Consider the following 21,941-nt stretch of genomic DNA (forward strand, 5'->3'; position numbering starts at 1 on the left):
TTTAAATGCGAGTCACAGGAGTAATGGTCCAATATTACGTCGCTTGCAAGCGCGAACTCTGGTTTTTTGCTAATCAGATTAATATGAACTATGATAATGATGATATCAGTATTGGACGACATATCCACGAGAAAAGCTTCTCCAGAGAAAAGAAAAATGTAAATCTAGGCGATGTTTCTTTTGATTTTGTTAAAACTGGAGAAAAAAATACTATTTTTGAAATAAAAAAATCAAGCAAATTAGAAGAACCAGTTCGTTATCAACTTTATTATTATCTTTGGAATGCTAAAAAACTTGGTAAAGAAGCTGATGGAGTTTTAGTTTACCCTAAAGAGAAAAAAAGGGAAAAATTAACGTTAACTCCTGAAAAAGAGCATGAAATAGAACATATTATCAAAGATATTGAAAAAATAGTTTCTCAACCGTTACCACCTCCAGTGGTTATCAAACCTTACTGTAAGAGGTGTACTTATTATGAACTTTGTATGGTTTAGGTGTCTATAATGAAGGATCCACTCTACATAACTTCCCATGGTATTTTGCAGCGAAAAGGTAACACTCTTTATTTCGTAAATGAGGAAGGTAAAAAAGCCTTGCCTATCAACAGGATTAATGAGATAAACTGTTATGGTAAAGTTTCCTTAAAATCCGGTGCATCTTCTCTTCTGATGAAAGAGGGGATTCCTGTAAATTTTTTCAACATGTACGGGTACTATGAAGGTTCACTTTACCCACGAGTACAATTAAATTCAGGTTTAGTGGTTGTACAACAGTCCCAGCATTACAGTGATCCTGAAAAAAGGGCTGTGATCGCTGCTGAAATAGTGGAAGGAATTAAAAACAATATCCTTAAAACCCTTCGATATTATCTTAAGAAAGGAAAAGATGTTGAACCATATATCCAAGATATTGAAAAAGAAGTTATAAAGGGAGATGTAGCCCAGATAATGAGTAATGAAGGAAGGATCTGGCATAGTTATTACCAAAGTTTTAATAAAATTCTTAAAAACTTCGAGATGGACAAAAGAGAAATACGACCCCCAACAACTGAAATAAATGCATTGATATCATTTGGTAATTCTTTACTTTATGTCAGCGCTCTTTCAGAGATATATCACACCTATTTACATCCTTCTGTAAGTTACTTGCATGAACCGGCTGAGCGCAGATTTTCCCTTGCTCTGGATATTGCAGATATATTCAAACCAGTTATCGTTGAGAGGGTTATTTTTAAACTGGTTAACAATAATATGCTTACCGAAAAGGATTTTAACCATGATGTTGGTGTTTTACTCAATGAAAAGGGTAAACGCATATTTTTAAAAGAATATCAGGCTAAGCTGGAAACAACTATTAAGCATCCGGAGATTAAAAGAAAAGTTTCCTACAAGTACCTTATGAGATTGGAGTGTTATAAACTAATTAAACACGTACTTGGTGATAAGGAGTACAGAAGCTTCAGGATGTGGTGGTAGTGTACTTGTTAATTGTTTATGATGTAGATGTTAATAGGGTGAATAAAGTAAATAAATTCCTGAAGATGTACCTTCACTGGAGGCAGAATTCAGTTTTTGAGGGTGAAGTCTCAATATCTCAATTCAAAAAATTGAAATCTGGTCTCAAAGACATAACAAATGAAGATAAAGATTCTATTTTGATCTATAATCTTAAAGATCGCAAAAATTTCAAGTTAGAAGTTATCGGGATTGAAAAAAATCCCATCGAACTTATTCTCTAGTCCGCCTTTATAAGTAAACTACATTATTGAGGGTGGACAAATACATCCCTATTATTGGAGAACATTGCGCCAGTTATAGGTAAAATAACCCAAAAATCGGCGCGGCTTTAAAATAGACTCAATAGTCTGGAAATAGAAATTAAGCGTGTACGGGCATCCACATTCCCGTACGCTTTAAAATAGACTCAATAGTCTGGAAATTCCGTTCATCATAGTCCACATCAAGCTGACTGTTGCAGCTTTAAAATAGACTCAATAGTCTGGAAATTTTGGTTTTGATTGCACTGGCAATTTCTTTCTGCATAGCTTTAAAATAGACTCAATAGTCTGGAAATTCGATATTGCTTCCTTTGAAGACACCACTTACACTGAGCTTTAAAATAGACTCAATAGTCTGGAAATGTATCTGGTCCTTTGTGGCTGGGATGCTGTTTCTGGCTTTAAAATAGACTCAATAGTCTGGAAATTGGACCATCTTCACCTGTTTAGGGAATGGTAGTTTTTGCTTTAAAATAGACTCAATAGTCTGGAAATACCAAATATTTCAAGTTCCCATGACAGATTAAATACTGGCTTTAAAATAGACTCAATAGTCTGGAAATAAACCAGACGATGTGTGGGATCCTGACTGCACAGCAAGCTTTAAAATAGACTCAATAGTCTGGAAATAGGATCCCAGTAAAGATCAAACCAGTGTCACTTATGCGCTTTAAAATAGACTCAATAGTCTGGAAATGTGACCATGGCAACCACTGCATGGACAGGAGCAACACGCTTTAAAATAGACTCAATAGTCTGGAAATGCTGAAAACCAGACAAGTAAACCACCCGGTGGTTACAGCTTTAAAATAGACTCAATAGTCTGGAAATCAGTAGTGAGGAAACAAAGAGCCGATACAGGTTAGACTGCTTTAAAATAGACTCAATAGTCTGGAAATGAATATCAGTGGAAAGATGCCGAAGGGAATACTGAGCTTTAAAATAGACTCAATAGTCTGGAAATACAATGGCCTTAGGAGGATATGGTGTATATGAAATAGGCTTTAAAATAGACTCAATAGTCTGGAAATTTTTGTCCTTTATTGAAGGTGCGGCACTAAATTCTGTGCTTTAAAATAGACTCAATAGTCTGGAAATTTGTTTTAAGAAATTCCAGATTGGCTTCTTTTAAGAAGCTTTAAAATAGACTCAATAGTCTGGAAATTTTAGATGACACCAGAGTCATTCTTCAAAAAATATTTAAGCTTTAAAATAGACTCAATAGTCTGGAAATAAACCATAAATGACAATATACAATCTATAAAACAAAGCTTTAAAATAGACTCAATAGTCTGGAAATACAGTTCATCTATTTGGAATGTTAAATTTTTGTTTGTGCTTTAAAATAGACTCAATAGTCTGGAAATTATAAATGGATGAATGGAAAAGAACCAGAATCTAAAAAGCTTTAAAATAGACTCAATAGTCTGGAAATCTATATAACACTTGTGTGTGTGGCCCTTAGAGTGAGCGCTTTAAAATAGACTCAATAGTCTGGAAATATAAAAAATAGGTACATGAAGGCACTGATCCCAACAGCTTTAAAATAGACTCAATAGTCTGGAAATTATTTAACCCCCTTCTTTTTTCAAGTATTATTCTTTGCTTTAAAATAGACTCAATAGTCTGGAAATGAAAAAGATTGTATTTGTGCTGAAGATGTTATGAGCGCTTTAAAATAGACTCAATAGTCTGGAAATAAGAGTTTTTTAAATATAAAGGAAGAATTTATATTGGCTTTAAAATAGACTCAATAGTCTGGAAATATAATATATATGGAACTCATATGGATTATAGGGGGAAGGCTTTAAAATAGACTCAATAGTCTGGAAATTATTCCCCAATATCCAGTAAATCATAGGGAGTCCTATGCTTTAAAATAGACTCAATAGTCTGGAAATACCATGATGTGTGTTTGGGTGATCTAGGGGGGTCTAAGCTTTAAAATAGACTCAATAGTCTGGAAATTATACTAGGCAATCAAAACTTGATTTAAATGTTCCTAAGCTTTAAAATAGACTCAATAGTCTGGAAATTTTGAGGATCCTCAATCACCAATACTTGGGATGCTGTGCTTTAAAATAGACTCAATAGTCTGGAAATAAAATCAAAAATAGTCTACGGTGGAAAAAATGGCGAGCTTTAAAATAGACTCAATAGTCTGGAAATCAATGTCACCGGATTGTACCATCAACCGAGCAACGCGCTTTAAAATAGACTCAATAGTCTGGAAATGCACACCAGACATTTCCAAGGTCATAGAGGGATCCTGGCTTTAAAATAGACTCAATAGTCTGGAAATATGGCTGATATGTTGGACAAGTTGGATTACAAACTTGGCTTTAAAATAGACTCAATAGTCTGGAAATCCTAGTTTTTCAACAGGTAACAATCCATCACCAAGGCTTTAAAATAGACTCAATAGTCTGGAAATCTGTGAGGGTTTCGGTTAGGGTCGTTCCACTGGCCCTGCTTTAAAATAGACTCAATAGTCTGGAAATACAGGTGAAGGGATTGAAGAGGCAGATTGGGCTAAAAGCTTTAAAATAGACTCAATAGTCTGGAAATAAGAAAGAACCACGAGTAGGGAGTGTTGATAATATCGCTTTAAAATAGACTCAATAGTCTGGAAATGAGGTTGTTTGGACTGAAACAAAAACTACCGGTACGAGCTTTAAAATAGACTCAATAGTCTGGAAATTCTTCCTTTCAATGAAATATTGAAACCTATTGATATGCTTTAAAATAGACTCAATAGTCTGGAAATTCTTACAATTCAACGGAGACACTGGAAACAACTACGCAGCTTTAAAATAGACTCAATAGTCTGGAAATATAAAGAATTATATGAAAATGCAGAAGGGGTTGTATTGCTTTAAAATAGACTCAATAGTCTGGAAATACCACAATAGTTTCAGATATGGCACTGGCAGTAATGAGCTTTAAAATAGACTCAATAGTCTGGAAACCTTCCATGTTGAAAGAACATACGGGGCACATATTGAAGCTTTAAAATAGACTCAATAGTCTGGAAATACCACAATAGTTTCAGATATGGCACTGGCAGTAATGAGCTTTAAAATAGACTCAATAGTCTGGAAATTTCTCATAATTTTCAACATGTTCTTTTTTGGAACAAGGCTTTAAAATAGACTCAATAGTCTGGAAATAACGGTGAAGAAGAAATATACGATGTCTGCATAATCGGCTTTAAAATAGACTCAATAGTCTGGAAATTTTTATCAAATAATACTATGCTAAATGTAACATCATAGCTTTAAAATAGACTCAATAGTCTGGAAATTAATCAAATCTGAGATGAAAAAATATGTTTCTCCACGCTTTAAAATAGACTCAATAGTCTGGAAATATGGATGGAAAACCTGCAAATTCAACAGAATTAGAGCTTTAAAATAGACTCAATAGTCTGGAAATGGGACGACTGTCACTACTTGATCAGCAGACACAATGGCTTTAAAATAGACTTAATAGTCTGGAAATCCCATGGACCGTGAAACTGTAACATAGTCGGCAGCAGCGCTTTAAAATAGACTCAATAGTCTGGAAATTGGAAAAGTAGCTAGTGGCACGGCTGATACTGGTGGCTTTAAAATAGACTCAATAGTCTGGAAATCAGTGCTGGCGGGACAGTTTTCACTCCACTATATTCCGCTTTAAAATAGACTCAATAGTCTGGAAATCCACAGGTAACGCCCCTTAACCTCATCAGTTTCCGGCTTTAAAATAGACTCAATAGTCTGAAATATTAGGATCATTAGATAGGTTTTAAGTTCTTCGTTTCTAAAATTATTCAATAAACTATAAAGAAAGTATGACTAGGTGAAAATAGACTTAATAGTAATATATGACAATAATATCTTACAAGTTATTTTAAATTAAAAATATCTACAATAATTAATTAAATGGTGTAAATAATGAGACTCTGGAGTCTCCATCCTGTATACATGGATAGTAAAGGGTTAGTGGCACTCTGGAGAGAGGGTTTACTCGCCAGGGCAGTTTTAAAGGGGGAAACTAAAGGTTACACTAATCATCCCCAGCTTATTCGTTTCCAAAAGCAAGAACATCCCATTGTTTACCTGGATACCTACCTTAACCATGTTTACCTGGAAGCAAATAGAAGGGGATACAATTTTAACCATGAAAAGATAGGAGTTGAACACACTTCTAAACAGATCCCTGTTACTCAGGGACAGATGCTGTATGAAATGGAGCATCTGCAGAGAAAACTCAAAAAAAGGGACCATGATAAATATCAGGAAGTAAAGAAAATCCTGGTTCAAAAGGATTCACCCATCCCCAATCCCATTTTTAATGTGATTCCAGGAGATATTGAGCTTTGGGAGAAAATTACAGAATAAATAACATTAGTAACATCACCCATATGATTATTAACAGAGACGAGTATAAATACTAATGATAATTCAAGGTTAATTTCGTGAATTATTCAAAAGAATTCCTTGAATGATACCTTAATGGTATTGAATGAAATCCTTAATGGTATAATATGTAGGTGGGTAAATATGAGAAGATACAAGTGTAAGGTCTGTAATTATATCTACGATCCTGAAAATGGAGAACCCCGAACCGGGACACCCCCAGGAACAGCTTTTGAGGACTTACCAGATGATTGGCGCTGCCCCAAGTGTGGTGTTGGAAAATTCCGTTTTATTCCTATCTAAAATAAATATATTTTTTCTTGTCCCATGCCCCGATGATTAATTGCCCATACCCCAATGATTAAATGAATTTCATGAATCCATCATGAAGTCTAATAAAAAAAAGAGGTGGAGTATTATGCAAAAATACCTATGCAAACCCTGTGGATACATCTATGACCCTGAAGTAGGAGATGACATGGCCGGAATTGAACCTGGAACCGCCTTTGAGGACCTGCCAGATGACTGGGTCTGTCCCATTTGCGGTGCAGATAAAGACCTGTTTGAACCAATCGATTAAAGAATAGATTTAAAATAATTTTTTTTAATAAGAAATTTTTTTAATAATATGAGAGGGATGTGAAAAGATATGTTAGATGAGAAGATGGAAGAGGCCCTGAACTACCAGTTGAATCGGGAACTCTATTCTGGTTATCTATATCTGGCCATGGGGGCTTACTTTGAAGACCAAGATCTACCAGGCTTTGGTAACTGGATGCGTGTCCAGGCCCAGGAGGAGTTAAGCCACGCCATGAAATTCTATGACTACCTGGTGCAGAGGGGTAGCCGGGTGAGTCTGGCTGAGATCGAAAAACCTCAAAGTGAATGGGATTCACCAGTAGCTGCCTTTGAACATGTATATAAGCATGAACAGATGGTCACTGGCCTCATAAACGGACTAGTGGACCTGGCCCTGGAACTATCAGATCACGCCACCAACAACTTCCTACAGTGGTATGTGGCCGAACAGGTTGAAGAAGAAGAATCCTCCAGTGGAGTTCTCCAGAAAGTAAAATTAGCAGGAGAATCCGGCAGCGGACTCTATATGCTGGACCAGGAACTAGCACAAAGGATATTTAATCCCCCCACAGCTTCTGAGTGAGAAACTCCCTATTTTTTAAACTCACTTATTTTTTTTTATTTTCCAATTTTACCATAAATATCCCTGCATTCTTTATTCTAAATTAATTCTTAACACCAAAATTAATATCTTAAATATTCAAATTATGGTTCAATTACTACTTAACACTAAAATTATATCTTAAATATTTCAAATTACGCATAATATCATTATTGAATTTATATCTAATCATTGAAACTCTTAATATTGGAAATGAAACGTTTATTCTTCTTAATTTTATTATAATTATAATTTACCTGGAATTTATTTTTTATATTCACCCGGAAAATATCAGTAAAAAATCACAAATAGTGATCCCGCGGACTAAATAAAAAAAATTAAATAAAAAAGGGGAGAAAAATAACACTGTATAGTTATTACCTCAAGGGGGTAAACAAATGGGAGAAAAAGTTTACGAACTAAGAAAAATTAAGAAAAAAGGGAAAGGACTGCCACTTATTGGGGATAAGTTCCCCAAAATGGAAGTTCAGACCACACATGGAATGATGAAACTACCCAAAGCATTCAAAGGGAAATGGTTTGTTTTATTCAGCCACCCTGCAGATTTCACACCAGTGTGCACCACTGAATTTGTGTCCTTCCAACTCCGTTATGATCTCTTCCAGGATCTAAACTGCGAACTCATTGGACTTTCTGTGGATCAGGTTTTCTCACACATTAAATGGATCCAGTGGATTGCTGAAAACTTCGACATTGACATAGAATTCCCTGTAATTGCAGACACAGGTAATGTGGCTGATAAGCTGGGTTTAATACACCCCAACAAGGGCACCAACACCGTGAGAGCCGTGTTCATCATTGACCCCGAAGGAATTATCCGCGCCATCCTCTACTACCCTCAAGAGCTGGGTAGGAACTTAGATGAGATATTAAGGATGGTTGAAGGATTCCAAACTGCTGAAGAGAAGGGTGTGGCCATACCAGCCAACTGGCCCTGTAATGAAATCATTGGCAAAGGCCTGATCATTCCTCCAGCAGCGGATATTGAAACAGCACTGGAAAGACCAGGAGAATACAAGTGCTTTGACTGGTGGCTGTGCTACCGGAACTACTATAAATGGTAAATGGATGGCTGTTAGCTTAAAATTTAATAAAAAAATAGAATAAAGGAAAAATAATCAAATAAAGGAGTATTTATGGTATTAACTCCAATAAAGGATAAGTAAGGAATTATTGTGGCTAAAGAATGGTTTTGACATAAGGAATACATAAAGGATATAAAGGTGATGAAAAAATGTCTAAAAAAGTATATGAACTTCCTCCGCTACCCTATGGGTACGGGGACCTGGCTCCATACATATCCGAAGAGCAACTTCAAATACACCATGATAAACACCACCAGGCCTACGTGGATGGTGCAAATGCAATTTTAGCCAAATTTGACAGCCGACCAGGCATGGAATTTGATGTTAAGGCTGTGGCCAAGGAACTCTCATTCCATGTGGGTGGATTCGTACTGCACAAAATGTTCTGGGAAAACATGGCCCCAGCACCAAAAGGTGGAGGTGAACCCACTGGAACCATTGCCAAATACATCGAAAAGGACTTCGGTAGCTTTGAAAGGTTTAAAAAGGAATTCTCTCAAGCAGCCATAAGCACCGAAGGATCAGGATGGGCAGCCCTGACCATATGCAGGAGAACTGACCGATTGTTTATCACACAGATTGAAAAACACAACGTCAATGTCATACCCCACTTCCGGGTTTTAATGGTCCTGGATGTATGGGAACACGCCTACTACCTGGACTACAAGAATGTCCGACCAGACTACGTGGCTGCATTCTGGAACATCGTGAACTGGGAGGAAATAAACCGCCGCCTGGAAATTGAACTCCTTTCAAACAGTTTAAATTTGGTGGATAACCGTAGGGTACTGGACATGAAACTGGAAGAGTTTCGGGAAAACTTCGACGACTGGCTGGAATCATTTGAGAAGAAATAATTTCTTCTTTTTTTTCTCTTTTGAACATATTTTTTATTTTTAAGAGGATTAGTCTTTATAAGAGGCTTAGTCTTTATAAGAGGCTTAGTTTTTATAAAAGGCTTAGTCTTTGCTCAGAATTGAGACAAATTCTTAGGTTTAGGTATAAATTTTTATTATTGATGGCCAATTATATTCGGGATAGGGTTAATTCCTATTTTTGAACAGGGGTAGTTTCATTTTACCAGATTATTCCCTGCTTTCTACTTACCCGGACCCACTCGGAATAGATAAATACCATTTCTTTTATAATGGATTATGAGAATATGGATTTACTGCCTTGATGTTAATTTGAAATTAAGTTTGTAATGATTAGTCTAGTATAAATTTAAGACCAATTAATAATTAAAAGACTTAAATTGTAGGGTTTAAATTAAAAAGGGTTTAAATTAAAAATTAAATCATAGGGTTAAATTATATGAGTACACTAAAAAAGTTATTCATATTCTATTCATTTGTTTTATAGAGGTGTGTAGATGATCTGGAACGAGAAGGCTGAATGCATGTCAGCCCAGGAAAAGGAAGAATTACAGCTTAAAAGATTACAGGATGTAGTTAAAAGGGCTTATGAAAACGTGCCCTATTATCGTCAGAGGCTGGATGAGGCAGGATTAACCCCTGAAGATATCCAAAGTCTTAAAGACATAGAAAAACTGCCATTCACCACTAAAAGCGATTTAAGGGATGCATATCCCTTTGGAATGTTCGCAGTTGATACAGATGATATTGTGGAAGTTCACACCACCTCTGGAACCACTGGAAAACCAACTGTATCTGGATACACCCCAAAAGATATTGAAATATGGGGCGAAGTTGTTGCCCGTGCTCTTTCCATGGCCGGGGCCACTAAAAAAGACATAGTCCAGAACTGTTATGGTTATGGTCTTTTTACTGGGGGACTGGGAGTACACCATGGTGGTCAGAAGGTAGGTTGTACTGTAATACCCATCAGCGCCGGGAACACCCAACGCCAGATCGAAATAATCCAGGACTTTAAAAGCACCATCATCACCTGCACCCCCAGCTACGCCATGTACATAGCCGAAGTACTGGAAAGGGAAAAAGTCCCTAAAAAAGACATAAAACTTAAAGCCGGGGTTTTCGGGGCTGAAATGTGGACTGAAGAGATGAGAAATGAAATTGAAAGAAGATTGGGAGTTGATGCCCTGAATATCTACGGACTCACCGAGATCATTGGCCCGGGTGTGGCCAATGAGTGCATGGAAAAGAATGGACTGCACATCTTCGATGATCATTTCTACCCTGAGATCGTGGACCCCCAGACCCTAGAAACACTGCCTGAAGGTGAGAAAGGAGAACTGGTACTGACCACATTAACCAGAGAAGGCATGCCAGTCCTACGTTTCCGTACCCGTGATATCACTGCCCTGCGTAAGGGTGAATGTGGCTGTGGAAGGACCCATGTTAAAATGGATCGTATAACCGGAAGATCCGATGACATGCTCAAGATCAGGGGTGTTATTGTATTCCCATCCCAGATCGAACGGGCACTCCTCAAGATTCCGGGAATGGAACCAAACTATCAGATCATCGCCAGCAGACCAGAGCATCTGGATGAACTGGAAGTACAAATTGAAAATTCGCCCGCACTCTTCTCAGACGAGGTTAAACACGTGGAAGAAGTGAAAAAATCCATAGAAAAACATATACATGACGAAATAGGCCTCAGGGTGAATGTGACACTGGTAGAACCACTTAGCCTGCCCAGAAGTGAGGGGAAAGCAGTCAGAGTCATTGATAAACGGGAATTAAGTTAAATGAAGACTTAAATTGGGAAAATTTTAAACTTAAGTTTAGAGATGAAGGGATATGTCAGGGGATGAGAAAATGAAATTAAAACAAATATCCGTATTTCTTGAAAATAGAAAAGGAAGACTTTGGAAGGCAATTAACATCCTTTCAGGTGCCGGTGTTAATATAAGGGCTCTTTCAATAGCTGACACCTCTGAATTCGGGATACTGCGTATGATAGTTCCTGATCCAGATGTGGCACAGAAAATATTAGAAGAGAACAACTTCGTGGTAAAAGTCAACGAGGTCATAGCAGTGGAAGTACTAGATGAACCCGGAGGACTAGACGATCTTCTCAGTGTTTTTAACAAAGCCGATATCAATGTGGAATATCTTTACGCCTTTGTGGAGAAAAAAAGTGACAAAGCCATTGTGGTTATACGCACGGAAGATGTTGATGCCGGTATAACTGCCTTGGAAAAAGGTGGGATTACCATATTAAGGGCCAATGAAGTTAATCTCCTTTAAATAAGGGTGTTCTCTTCCACTCTTTTTAATTAAACCTTTTTTATAAATAACTTCATTTTCTAATAATAATTGTTCTCAAAAATTTCTTTTTTTGATTCCAACTAAATTTGTATAATGATTCCTAACTTTGTATAAGATTCTAACTAACTTTTTTTAATTCAATGGTTTTGTTAATAAAATTGTTCAATAATTCTCTTTTTTCATAATAACGAACCGTGTGAGTCTGGTATAGATAGAAAAAATTAATAAGTTACCGAAATAATTTATTTACTAAATGATATTGAAAATTAGAATAGAAGAAGGTCATGGAATGATTTTAGTGTATTACAAATAAAAAAAAGGAATATCTTAAGAGTGATGAACTAAGGAGGGGTTTAAACGAAATGTCCTTATTGCGGTGCTAATAATCCTGAAAATGCTAAATTCTGTGAAGAATGTGGGAGGAGATTAGTTCCTGAAGTTGAAAATCAGGGTAGAAATTCTGGATTTACAACTCCAAGTAATGGGAAGGGTGGAGTTCAAAATCAAAAAGGAAAAATCCCACCTAAAAAATCAAAGTTAGGTAAAAGGGAAATCATTATCATCGCAGTGATAATACTGGGACTTTTGGCAGTTGTGGCCTATATAGTATACCATCCCACAGCTACTTCCCCTCAAAATGCCACAGTTTTCATTGTATCTGCTGTTTCTGGTGCTGCTCAGGTTACTGATCCCACCGATAACAAAACCTACGATGTGACTGTTGATTACTATGGAATTTCTGCGGGTTCTGGTTTTATCATCACCAGTGATGGTTACATTGCCACTGCTGCCCATGTGGTGGGTGATCCATGGGAGATCACCAATAATGGTGTTATCCGGAAAATGACTGATGATGATCTGAAATATTACGTGGATAAGGCAGCCATCTACATTTTCCTGCAAAAGGCACATCCAGAAATGATCAGTAGTTTGAATGAATCACAGTTAGACACCCTTACCAACCAGTTTATGGCAGCAGGTGCTGTTAAAGCCACTAATTACACACACAACATATATATCAGAGGACCCACATTCCCGGAAAGTGCCAGTAACCCTGTAGATGCACAGTTAGTGGACATGGGTAATTCGGACACTGAAATGGACGTGGCTCTCCTAAAGGTTAATAAGGCCAGTAGATTACCTTATCTCCCTATAAATAATCAACAAATAACAGTAGGGGAGAATGTGCGTATTTATGGATATCCCACAGAACAGTTCGCATTTTACGGTGACATGGATACTGAGGGAGGTAGTAAAGAACTCTGGAATAGTATCTACACTGCCAGTCTTACTAGTGGAATTGTAAGTGCTGAAAGGCCCTCATCTAAAGGCACCACCTACTATCAGACTGATGCCGCGGTGGATAGTGGAAGCAGTGGTGGTCCAGTATGCAACTCCAATAACCAGGTTATTGGAATTCTGGTGCAGGGATTTGAAAAACAGGGATTCAACTTTTTCCTACCCTCCAAATACATAACTGAACTATGTAATGAGAATGGGGTTAATGTGGGAGGAGGATCATTCCTCCCCTTTTAATCCAATCAAAAAAAAATCTCTTTTTTTATTCAAAACTTTTTTTAGTAATTCAGTTTCCCGAATTTTTTATTAACCAATTTCTTTTATTAACCAAGTTTCCCTAAATTAGTTCCAGGTACTTGTTCTTAATCCGGTCAAATTCTTCCTGGGTTATGGCACCAATATCCAGAAGTTCTTTGGCTTTTTTGATCTTTAGCACTGGATCTTCAGCAGGTTCAGTGGTTTGTTTTGTTTCCGGTATTTCCTCTGTTTTAACTGCTGCAGGTTGTACTTCAGGAATTACTTCTGCAGGGGCAGTTTCTTCCTTAGATTCAACTTCAACAATCTCCGCAGGGGGCACTTCTGCAGGTTTATCCTCAGATGTGAACTGTTCAGGAACCTTGATTTCAGGTATAACTGATTCCGGAGGAGTTTCTGTCTCAGGGGTTTCAGTTGTGGGGGCTTCTTTTTCCCCTACCATATCAACTAAGGGTTCCAGAGGTTTTTGCCCTGCATCTTTTTCCTCAAATTTATGGCCACATATGATGCAGAACTTGGCATCTAATTTATTTTTCTGATTACATGAAGGGCATAGTTTATAATCCTCTGCAGGGGCAGTTTCAGGGGTTGACACGGGAGTAGTAACTGGAATTTCATTTACAGGTGTAGTGGTACTCTCTCCAGGGGTGGGAGTTAATTCCTTAGATAGTGATGCTCCACATCCCACACAAAACTTGGCACTGTCCGGATTTGGTGTCTGACATTCAGGACAAGTGATTGATGATGATGTAGGGGGTGTCTTCTTTACTTCGGAGAATGTTTCGCCCCTTTTTTTTGCTTCTAATCTTCTTCTTATCTCCTCGCTGGAAACCATAAACACACCTCGATTATTTTAATCATTATTTCATTAAAGTTCAATACTGTATATTTTATCTATTCAATATTAGACTAGTTTTACTATCAATACTTAGACTAGTTTAGTACTAGACTAGTTTTTCACTATCAATACATTAGACCAGATTATTATAGGCCCATATAATGACATGATCATTAGGGGTAATGGATTTTATGGTTGGTTTAATCTCCATATTTGATTCAAAGTACCATGTGAACCGTTTTCTATGGCCTTTTTAGTGAAATATGATGCTTGTTTAAGGGATTCAACCAGTGATAGTCCTTTAACCAAGTAAGCAGTCACTGCTGCGGAGTAAGTGCATCCTGATCCGTGGGTATTGTTACTTTTAAGGATTTCACCATCAATAAAACCTAAAGATTTCTCATTTAAAGAACTTTGATAAAAAATATCCCTACCATTCAAATGACCTCCTGTAACCACGGTAGGGCATAGTTTCCCCAGTTCACAGGCCGCCTTACAGGCATCATCCTCATCCTTTATTTCCAGTCCAGTGAGGGCCTCTGCTTCATGGATATTGGGTGTGGTTAACTCGGCCACCGGTAAAAGATGTTTCTTCAGGGTTTCCACCAGGTTGTCCTGAGATAAAACACCACCAGAACCAGCCACCAGAACCGGGTCCACCACCAGTTTTAAATTGTACTCCTTGACCTTGCTGGCCACCATTTCCACCATCTCTGCTGAGTATAACATTCCAGTTTTGGCGTAATTTATATCTTCCTCTGCCAGTATCAGGTCTATTTGTTTGGCCACAAAATCAGGGTTAACCGATTCCACACTCTCCACCTGTTTCACATTCTGGGCAGTGAGTGCGGTGATAACTGCAGTGGGGTATACTCCCAGTGCCTGGAATGTTTTCACATCTGCGAGGATTCCTGCACCTCCAGATGGGTCGAAACCAGCAATAGAAAGGGCTATCATTTTCTTTCCACCATCAAACGCTCAGTTCCATGGTTTGATTTAACCTCCAGACCAATGCTTTTGAGGAATTTACGGGTTTGGGTTCCAAAACCGTGGATCATTATCTCACCCAGGTCTTCAGCGGTGTTCACATCCAGGGAAAGGTAAAAAGAGTCATATATATACCAGGGCATCCCAGCATTTTCCGCTTCTTTCAGGTGCTCAAAAAAGCTCCAATCTCCAAATTTCATCTTAATATCCTGAGTAGGACATAGTAAAGCATTGGTACCACCACCCTTGGCCGGGGCAATGACCAGTGGCCATTTAACTGACAGTTCAACCATTTCCTGAACCTGATCTGGATGGATGAGGGGGACGTCTGAGGGTACAATAAGCACCTGACTGGCATGCTGAGAACACCACTCCACTGCCTGGGTCAGGGCACCGTTTAGATCAGTTTTGCCCTTCTCAGAAAGACAGGTGACATCTAAATCCTTAACAAAATTAAGCACATCTTTATCTGAACTTATAACCACCACCTGATCCACACTGCCCTTTATTGCCCCTATAACATCCATCAGCATGGCTTTAAGAAGATTTTCTCTCTCCAGTGGTGTGAGAGTTGGTGATAGCCTGGTTTTTGCCTCAGAAAACCTGGAAACAGGGATTATTGCATATGTATTGGTCATGTCAATCAATTTGTTTAGGTTAATCGTTACATGAAAATCTAGTGAAATTTCAGTTAAACTAAATTCATTTATTAGGTTGAATTTTAGGTGAATTTCACTTATAACTAATTCATTTTATAGATTGAATTCATACACTAAATTCATTTTATATGGAATTTCTTATTTAATGAAAATCATTTTTAGATAAAATCATTTTAGATGAATTTTTCATTTTAATGTGAAATCATTACAGAAATTCTTTTTATCATATTCCAAGATTGTTCTTGAACCACTGCCGGAAGTCACTGATCCAGGTGTTGGCACTGTTATCTGACTCTGCTGTGAAGGAAATATTTTGAATTCCCTCGGAGGTCAGGTTGAATCGGCTCATCACATTCTTTTTAGCAATGTCCAGTTTTTCCTGGAGCTGGTAGTATTTTGTTTTCTGATTCTGTACCACTGCCATTGCTTCGCCAGTGTAGACATCAACATCTCCTTTGCTTACAATGATCCAGATCTGCATCTGGGATTGGGTGGCGTTTTGAAGATCTGAGGGGTTTGAACTATCAATGATCTGTTTGATCTGGCTGGATGCGGTGCCTGATGGGTTGAGTGTGGTTCCAGGAACTGCTTTTTGATCAGGTTCGATGCAGTATGCCTGTACAGTGTCATTGTTGTTGGGATTGATCTTTTTATCTTCAATGATAACCAGATCCTGTGATTCCTTACTTTTGAGGAGGGTTCCTTTATCCACCACCAGTGGTTTGGTGCCATTATTTTTAATGGTGACATTGTGGGGTATGGTTCCGGCAGCTGTATTTTGAATAATTTCAACCTGTTTAGTATCATAGGCCTGTTCCAGTGTTATTCCACCGCCAGAAAGGAAACTCATGGCTCCACATCCTGCTGCAAAGACCACCACTACCATTATCAGTAAGATCAACCGTATGTTCATATACAATCTCCTTTAACATCAATGATGTTAAATCTATTGCACTAAAATTTCTATCCAAGTTCTATGGCTATTTAACATTATATTTTTATAGAGCATTCAATTTGATTCCATGATAACATTCATGAGGTTAATCCCATGATGCGATTCAGGGTTAATCCCATGATGCATTCAGGGTTAATCCCAGGATAATACTTACACGGATTTATTACTATTTCTCAGTTTTTTTTATCAGTATGTTTTAGCAAGAAGAGCCACATGCCGGGCATCTTTACCGCATTCTATGCATTTACCTTCAGTTACTCCTTCCTTCACACCCAGAATATCAACGGTTACGTATTCTTCAATTTCCTTACCGCATGATTCATCCCCACACCATAAGAAGGATACAATCCCTTGTTGGTTGGTGATGATGTTTTTGGCTTCTTCCAGTGTCCCTGCAGGGCGGATGTTTTCCTGTAATTTGTCCCATGCTTTGTCTTTAAGATTGCAGGTTACATCGTCAAGAATAGTGTTTAAATCATTGATGAGAGTTTCTTCATTGTAGTCAATGGTTTCTTTCTCCATTGTGTCCCGGCGCACTAGTACCATTTTCTTATTTTCAATATCCCGTGGCCCTATTTCCAAGCGGAGTGGTACTCCTCTCATTTCCCACCCATAATACTTCTTACCAGCTCGGATGTCCCGGTCATCCAGGTGAACTCTGAGTCCGGCTTTTTTGATTTTATCCTGCAACTTGTTGCAGAAATCCAGGACTTCCTGGGCATTCTTCTTGAATAGTACAGGCACTATAACTATTTGATATGGTGCCACACTTGGTGGTAGGTTCAGTCCAGATGAATCTCCATGAACACCGATGATAGATGCTATTACCCGGTCTGACAATCCGTAACAGGTCTGGTAAACGTATTCATGTTCTCCTTCTGCTGTTTCATAGGTAATGTCGAATGTGTGGGCGAAGGTCTGGCCCAGGTTGTGTACTGTACCAATCTGGAGGGTTTTACCATCTGGCAGGAGAGTGTCGAAGGCCATGGTGTAATCAGCACCAGGGAACTTATCCCATTCTGGGCGTCGGGTGACAACGTAGGGTATTCCCAGCTGGTCAAAAAAGCTGCTGTATATTTCAATAGCCCGTTCCACTTGTTTGCTGGCACCATCAGAATCTGCGTGGATGGTGTGGGCTTCTTTGAAGGTTGTTATTTCCCGAACCCGGATAAGTGGTCTGGTGTGTTTAGTTTCATAACGGAAGGTGTTGACCACTTGGTAATACTTCATGGGAAGGTCAGTATGGGAGCGCACCCACAAAGCAAACATGGGGTACATGGCTGTTTCACTGGTGGGTCTGAGGGCCAGTTTTTTATTTAAGGGTGTTAAACCTCCATGGGTAACCCAGTAAACTTCTTCTTCGAACCCCTTAACATGTATGGCCTCTTTAGCCAGTTCATCCTCAGGTATGAGCATAGGGAAGAGTACTTCTTCATGATCCTCATCTAAAATTTCTTTAAGTAAGGAAAGGGCATATTTTCTTATTTTAAAGCCCTGTGGCTGCCATACGTGCATTCCCTTAATTGGGTAGCGTGTGTCGATTATCTCTGCTTCTTCCAGGATATTGTGGAACCATTCACTGAATTCGGACATTTCTTCACCATAAACCTATTAATTGGATATTTGGATTTTTTTTGTATAAATTTTTTTTTTGGATAAATAATTATTCCTTAACTCAATTACTTCTTTATTATTATATAAAAGAGAGACTTCTTATTCTTTCTTATTATTACTTATATGTTACTAATATCTCTATTCCTGTTTTATATCTTGAAATTAAATTTACAAAAGTATTCAAATTAGAGTTAACGATTAATGTTTAATATTAAGGCCATAATAAATGTTTTGAATCAAAGGATAATAACTCAAACAAAAAGATATTATCCTGAACCATCCTCAGTCTGTCAATCTTCACCACTTCCATGATTAACCACATTTTTTTCCATTCATACCAAACCATCTCCTTCTAGTTATGGAGGATAAAATCAAAAATTATTTTATCTGTTAACCTAAAGATCATTATGTATATTCTAATTTATTTAGGGCTGAAATTGACGGGAAATGTTTAATTAATTGTTGGATGAAAAATACTCGGAATATCATATATATTATCAATCAAAATGTATCTAATCCTGCTGAAAACATATGAGTAAATTTTAATTCATTTTTTGGCTGGAAAAACAATGGATATTTGAAAAAGGAGATATACATGGATTTTAATCGGGTGAAATTGCCCCGGGAGATCCACAGTGGACCCGGAGTAATCAAGGAAACAGGATCCATTTGCAAGGATTTAAAGCTCAACAACAAGGTACTGGTAGCCAGTGGCCCGCGGACAATGAAAATCGCCGGGGAAACAGTTATCAAGAGCCTTCAGGATCATGATTTTGATGTGGAAACCATAATCATAGAAAAACCATCCATGGATGCAGTTGAAGAAGTTCAGGAACGTATGAACAATATGAGTGCTGTTCTGGGAGTTGGTGGTGGGAAAGTGATCGATGTTGCTAAAATGGCATCCACCCATCTGGGAGTTCACTCAGTGAGCATTCCCACGGCAGCTTCTCACGATGGTATTTCTTCTCCTCGAGCTTCCATCAAAAATCAGGGAGGAAGTGTTTCTCTAGAGGCCGAACCACCAATGGGAGTTATTGCAGACACCCAGATCATCAGCCAGGCACCATTTCGCCTCTTAGCGGCAGGATGTGGAGATATCATCTCCAATTACACAGCAGTCCTGGACTGGAAACTAGCACATCGATTGTTAAACGAAGATTACAGTGATTCTGCAGCTGCTTTATCCCTTATAACTGCTGAAATGACTATAAAAGCGGCTGGTGATATAAAAGAGGGTCTTATTGAAAGTGCGGCCATTGTGGTCAAGGCACTCATATCCAGTGGAATGGCAATCAGTATTGCCGGTAACAGCAGACCAGCCAGTGGAGCTGAACATAAATTCAGTCATGCACTGGATCTCTTAGCACCACAACCCGCTCTTCACGGTGAACAATGCGGAGTTGGAACCATCATGATGATGTACCTCCATGGTGGGGACTGGGAATTCATCCGTGATACCCTAAAAACTATTAAAGCCCCTGTAAATGCACAAGAGCTTGGAATAGAACCAGAATATATTATTAAAGCCCTTATGAAAGCCCATAGTATTCGGAAAGAGAGGTATACAATTCTTGGTGACAGGGGCCTCACTGAAGCTGCAGCCACTAAACTGGCACGTAAAACAGGAGTTATTGACTAAAATGGTAACTTAAAATATTACACCAAATGAACTTAATCAAATGAACTTAATCAAATGAACTTAATCAAATGAACTTAATCAAATGAACTTAATCAAATGAACTTAATCAAATGAACTTAATAGATTGACACTAAATATTAATATCCAAAACTAATTTAATATCAATTATTAAACAACAAATAAGGCCGGGAGATTTCAATTCCATGGAGTGGATAGATAATGATAACCCTCATCGGAAACAATTTAGCAGAAAAAGGACTTAAATTCATGCATTATGGGGCAGCCAGCCAGTGCGATGAATGCCGCTTCAAAAAAACCTGTATTGAATCCCTGGAAGAGGGTAGGATATACCGTATCAGAGAGGTTAAAAACACAGCACATCCCTGTATGGTTCACGATAGTGGTAAAGTTAAAGTGGTGGAAGTGGAGAAAGCTGTGATAAAAGCTGCTATTGATTCAAAACGTGCATTTGAAGGTTCTAATATTGTTTTTAATCCCCCGGAATGTGATGAAGATTGTTCAATGCGTGAACTCTGCTTTCCAGAGGGCCTTTACCCTGAAGATAAATGCAAAATCGTGAAGAAAATTGGAAAACCCGATGAAAAGTGCCCTAAAGGATTGAACCTTAATATGGTCATGCTTAAGTACTAAAACGGTTAAAAAAGATGTAAACCACAGTGGGAATGGATTAATATTTGGATTTGTATTAATGATTAAATTGATTTAATGATTAAATTGATGTTTGTAATGTTAAATGGAGATAATATATGCATCCGAAAAAAGAAGTTGCCTGGGAAGCTGCCCAGCTAGTAGATGATGCTAAAAAAGAAGTTGCTCACGAAGCAGCAATGATGGTCTCTGACGGGCAAGTTCTGGGACTGGGAACAGGATCAACTGCTCATTACTTTATTCAGAAACTTGGAGACAGGATCAAAGAAGAAGAAATTGAACTTATGGGAATACCCACCTCATACCAGTCTTTTTTCCTAGCAAGGGATTGTGGAATACCTTTAACCACCCTTGATGAACACTTGCCAGATCTGGCTGTGGATGGTGCCGACGAAGTAGACCCTGAATTAAATCTCATAAAAGGTGGAGGAGCAGCTCACACATTAGAGAAGATCGTAGACTCTGCAGCAGGGAAATTTCTGGTTATTGTTGATGAATCCAAACAGGTTAAACGACTTGGAGATTTCCCAGTGCCGCTTGAAGTGATACCTGCAGCATACAGGCCTGTTACTGAATGGGTGAAAAGTGCTGGTGGTATACCATCCCTGAGAATGGCTCAAATGAAAGATGGTCCCGTGATAACTGATAATAATAATTTTGTGGTGGATGTTCAGTTTAAAGAGATACATAACCCACATGAACTGGAGATAGCGCTTAACAGCATTCCGGGTGTGGTGGAAAATGGTGTATTCGCAGGGATAACGGATCAGGCACTGGTTGCCACTTCTAATGGAGTTAAATCCTTTAAAAAGGGTTAAATTCCATCAAAAGGTTTTAATTGAATCTTATTCTTTTTTAAAAATTTCATTGTTCTAAATTATTTTTTTACTAAATTATTTTTTTAGATAATTTTTAGAAATATTTTTTTGGAAATTCCCTTATTTAGAAATCCATTAGTTGCAGATATAATTTCAAAAATCCCCTTATTTTAGATATAAAAACCAAATAATGCCGTGATTATGTTAGCCGCCAAGGAGATGGACAATGCTCGAGGATAATCAATTTCCAGTAATAATTTTAAAAGAACAGTCTCTGCCAGGAAAACAGCAGTTTCAGTTAAAAAGAAACTGGGATAAAGGTAGATATAAGTGAATGTGGCCAGGGGCAGAGTGATTGAGTTAATGAGAAAAGAGTAAAATAATAGTTTTAACGGTTCTTTCCGGATGAATAACCATATGACTAAGAATTCAATGAATAAGGTTAATATCCAGGCAATAATAAGGTTGTACATTGTGAGTATACTATTTGAATATGGGCTTTTTTAGCCCTAGTATTCATGTTCTTTAATTTTTGTTCCATTTAA

Annotated in this window: 21 protein-coding genes, 1 pseudogene and 1 CRISPR repeat array; of the genes and pseudogenes, 16 read left to right on the forward strand and 6 right to left on the reverse strand. The window is 38.0% G+C overall.

The window, feature by feature from the left end; all coding sequences use genetic code 11:
• The first annotated feature begins 5 nt into the window (after positions 1-5).
• The 13 genes and pseudogenes from cas4 (at position 6) to HY987_RS05365 (ending at position 13,196) form a co-directional block, all read left to right on the forward strand.
• Positions 6-494, forward strand: coding sequence for a CRISPR-associated protein Cas4 (gene cas4 / locus HY987_RS05310; protein WP_292756357.1), 489 nt, complete (start codon positions 6-8; stop codon positions 492-494).
• A gap of 9 nt (positions 495-503) precedes the next feature.
• Entirely contained in the window at positions 504-1,475 is a 972-nt protein-coding gene (gene cas1b, locus HY987_RS05315; RefSeq protein ID WP_292756360.1) for a type I-B CRISPR-associated endonuclease Cas1b, read from the forward strand.
• The gene (gene cas2 / locus HY987_RS05320) at positions 1,475-1,738 is read left to right on the forward strand and encodes a CRISPR-associated endonuclease Cas2 (RefSeq protein ID WP_292756362.1); all 264 of its coding nucleotides are present in this window, start codon (positions 1,475-1,477) and stop codon (positions 1,736-1,738) included. The genes cas1b and cas2 overlap by 1 nt, the downstream gene beginning before the upstream one ends.
• A 104-nt stretch (positions 1,739-1,842) precedes the next feature.
• Positions 1,843-5,543: a CRISPR direct-repeat array (repeat unit 30 nt; unit sequence GCTTTAAAATAGACTCAATAGTCTGGAAAT).
• Between the two features lie 169 nt (positions 5,544-5,712).
• Entirely contained in the window at positions 5,713-6,159 is a 447-nt protein-coding gene (locus tag HY987_RS05325; protein WP_292756364.1) for a pyrimidine dimer DNA glycosylase/endonuclease V, read from the forward strand.
• A 162-nt stretch (positions 6,160-6,321) separates the two neighbouring features.
• Positions 6,322-6,480: a rubredoxin gene (locus HY987_RS05330; RefSeq protein ID WP_292756366.1), complete on the forward strand. Its 159-nt coding sequence runs from the start codon at positions 6,322-6,324 to the stop codon at positions 6,478-6,480.
• A 115-nt stretch (positions 6,481-6,595) separates the two neighbouring features.
• Positions 6,596-6,757, forward strand: a complete 162-nt coding sequence (rd, locus tag HY987_RS05335) for a rubredoxin (protein WP_292756368.1) — start codon at positions 6,596-6,598, stop codon at positions 6,755-6,757.
• A 69-nt stretch (positions 6,758-6,826) separates the two neighbouring features.
• Positions 6,827-7,339 carry a ferritin gene (locus HY987_RS05340; RefSeq protein ID WP_292756369.1) on the forward strand — a complete coding sequence of 171 codons (513 nt, stop codon included), beginning with the start codon at positions 6,827-6,829 and terminating at the stop codon, positions 7,337-7,339.
• 416 nt (positions 7,340-7,755) lie between these two features.
• Positions 7,756-8,442, forward strand: a complete 687-nt coding sequence (locus HY987_RS05345) for a peroxiredoxin (protein WP_292756371.1) — start codon at positions 7,756-7,758, stop codon at positions 8,440-8,442.
• Positions 8,443-8,612: 170 nt separating this feature from the next.
• Complete coding sequence (locus HY987_RS05350; protein WP_292756373.1) at positions 8,613-9,320, forward strand: superoxide dismutase; 708 nt, start codon at positions 8,613-8,615, stop codon at positions 9,318-9,320.
• 515 nt (positions 9,321-9,835) lie between these two features.
• Positions 9,836-11,137, forward strand: a complete 1,302-nt coding sequence (locus HY987_RS05355) for a phenylacetate--CoA ligase family protein (protein WP_292756375.1) — start codon at positions 9,836-9,838, stop codon at positions 11,135-11,137.
• A 70-nt stretch (positions 11,138-11,207) separates the two neighbouring features.
• A complete protein-coding gene (locus HY987_RS05360) occupies positions 11,208-11,639 on the forward strand; it encodes an ACT domain-containing protein (protein ID WP_292756377.1) in 432 nt (143 codons plus the stop codon).
• A gap of 387 nt (positions 11,640-12,026) precedes the next feature.
• Positions 12,027-12,083, forward strand: a pseudogene (locus tag HY987_RS12740) (zinc-ribbon domain-containing protein); the annotation flags it as partial.
• 144 nt (positions 12,084-12,227) lie between these two features.
• A complete protein-coding gene (locus HY987_RS05365; protein WP_292756379.1) occupies positions 12,228-13,196 on the forward strand; it encodes a trypsin-like peptidase domain-containing protein in 969 nt (322 codons plus the stop codon).
• Positions 13,197-13,296: 100 nt separating this feature from the next.
• Here HY987_RS05365 and HY987_RS05370 read toward each other — a convergent pair whose 3' ends face one another.
• The 5 genes from HY987_RS05370 to proS all read right to left on the reverse strand — a co-directional run bounded on the left by HY987_RS05370 (position 13,297) and on the right by proS (position 18,246).
• On the reverse strand, positions 13,297-14,049 hold the full coding sequence (locus HY987_RS05370) for a zinc-ribbon domain-containing protein (protein WP_292756381.1): 753 nt from the start codon (positions 14,047-14,049) through the stop codon (positions 13,297-13,299).
• Between the two features lie 192 nt (positions 14,050-14,241).
• Positions 14,242-15,009 carry a bifunctional hydroxymethylpyrimidine kinase/phosphomethylpyrimidine kinase gene (gene thiD / locus HY987_RS05375; protein ID WP_292756383.1) on the reverse strand — a complete coding sequence of 256 codons (768 nt, stop codon included), beginning with the start codon at positions 15,007-15,009 and terminating at the stop codon, positions 14,242-14,244.
• A complete protein-coding gene (gene cofC / locus HY987_RS05380) occupies positions 15,006-15,677 on the reverse strand; it encodes a 2-phospho-L-lactate guanylyltransferase (protein ID WP_292756385.1) in 672 nt (223 codons plus the stop codon). Before cofC ends, thiD begins: the two co-directional genes overlap by 4 nt.
• A 244-nt stretch (positions 15,678-15,921) precedes the next feature.
• Entirely contained in the window at positions 15,922-16,611 is a 690-nt protein-coding gene (locus HY987_RS05385; protein ID WP_292756386.1) for a hypothetical protein, read from the reverse strand.
• Between the two features lie 228 nt (positions 16,612-16,839).
• Positions 16,840-18,246, reverse strand: coding sequence for a proline--tRNA ligase (gene proS, locus HY987_RS05390; protein ID WP_292756388.1), 1,407 nt, complete (start codon positions 18,244-18,246; stop codon positions 16,840-16,842).
• A 616-nt stretch (positions 18,247-18,862) separates the two neighbouring features.
• Between proS and HY987_RS05395 the strand changes: the two genes are divergently transcribed.
• The 3 genes from HY987_RS05395 to rpiA all read left to right on the forward strand — a co-directional run bounded on the left by HY987_RS05395 (position 18,863) and on the right by rpiA (position 21,396).
• Positions 18,863-19,909, forward strand: coding sequence for an NAD(P)-dependent glycerol-1-phosphate dehydrogenase (locus tag HY987_RS05395; RefSeq protein ID WP_292756390.1), 1,047 nt, complete (start codon positions 18,863-18,865; stop codon positions 19,907-19,909).
• 219 nt (positions 19,910-20,128) lie between these two features.
• The gene (locus HY987_RS05400; RefSeq protein WP_292756391.1) at positions 20,129-20,560 is read left to right on the forward strand and encodes a UPF0179 family protein; all 432 of its coding nucleotides are present in this window, start codon (positions 20,129-20,131) and stop codon (positions 20,558-20,560) included.
• Between the two features lie 116 nt (positions 20,561-20,676).
• Positions 20,677-21,396 (forward strand): ribose-5-phosphate isomerase RpiA, encoded by a 720-nt coding sequence (rpiA, locus tag HY987_RS05405; RefSeq protein WP_292756393.1) that lies wholly within the window; start codon positions 20,677-20,679, stop codon positions 21,394-21,396.
• 170 nt (positions 21,397-21,566) lie between these two features.
• Here the strand turns inward: rpiA and HY987_RS05410 are convergent, their stop codons facing one another.
• Complete coding sequence (locus HY987_RS05410; protein ID WP_292756395.1) at positions 21,567-21,869, reverse strand: hypothetical protein; 303 nt, start codon at positions 21,867-21,869, stop codon at positions 21,567-21,569.
• Positions 21,870-21,941: the final 72 nt, after the last annotated feature.

This window comes from Methanobacterium sp., assembly GCF_016217785.1.
In the GTDB taxonomy this organism is placed as follows: Archaea; Methanobacteriota; Methanobacteria; order Methanobacteriales; family Methanobacteriaceae; genus Methanobacterium.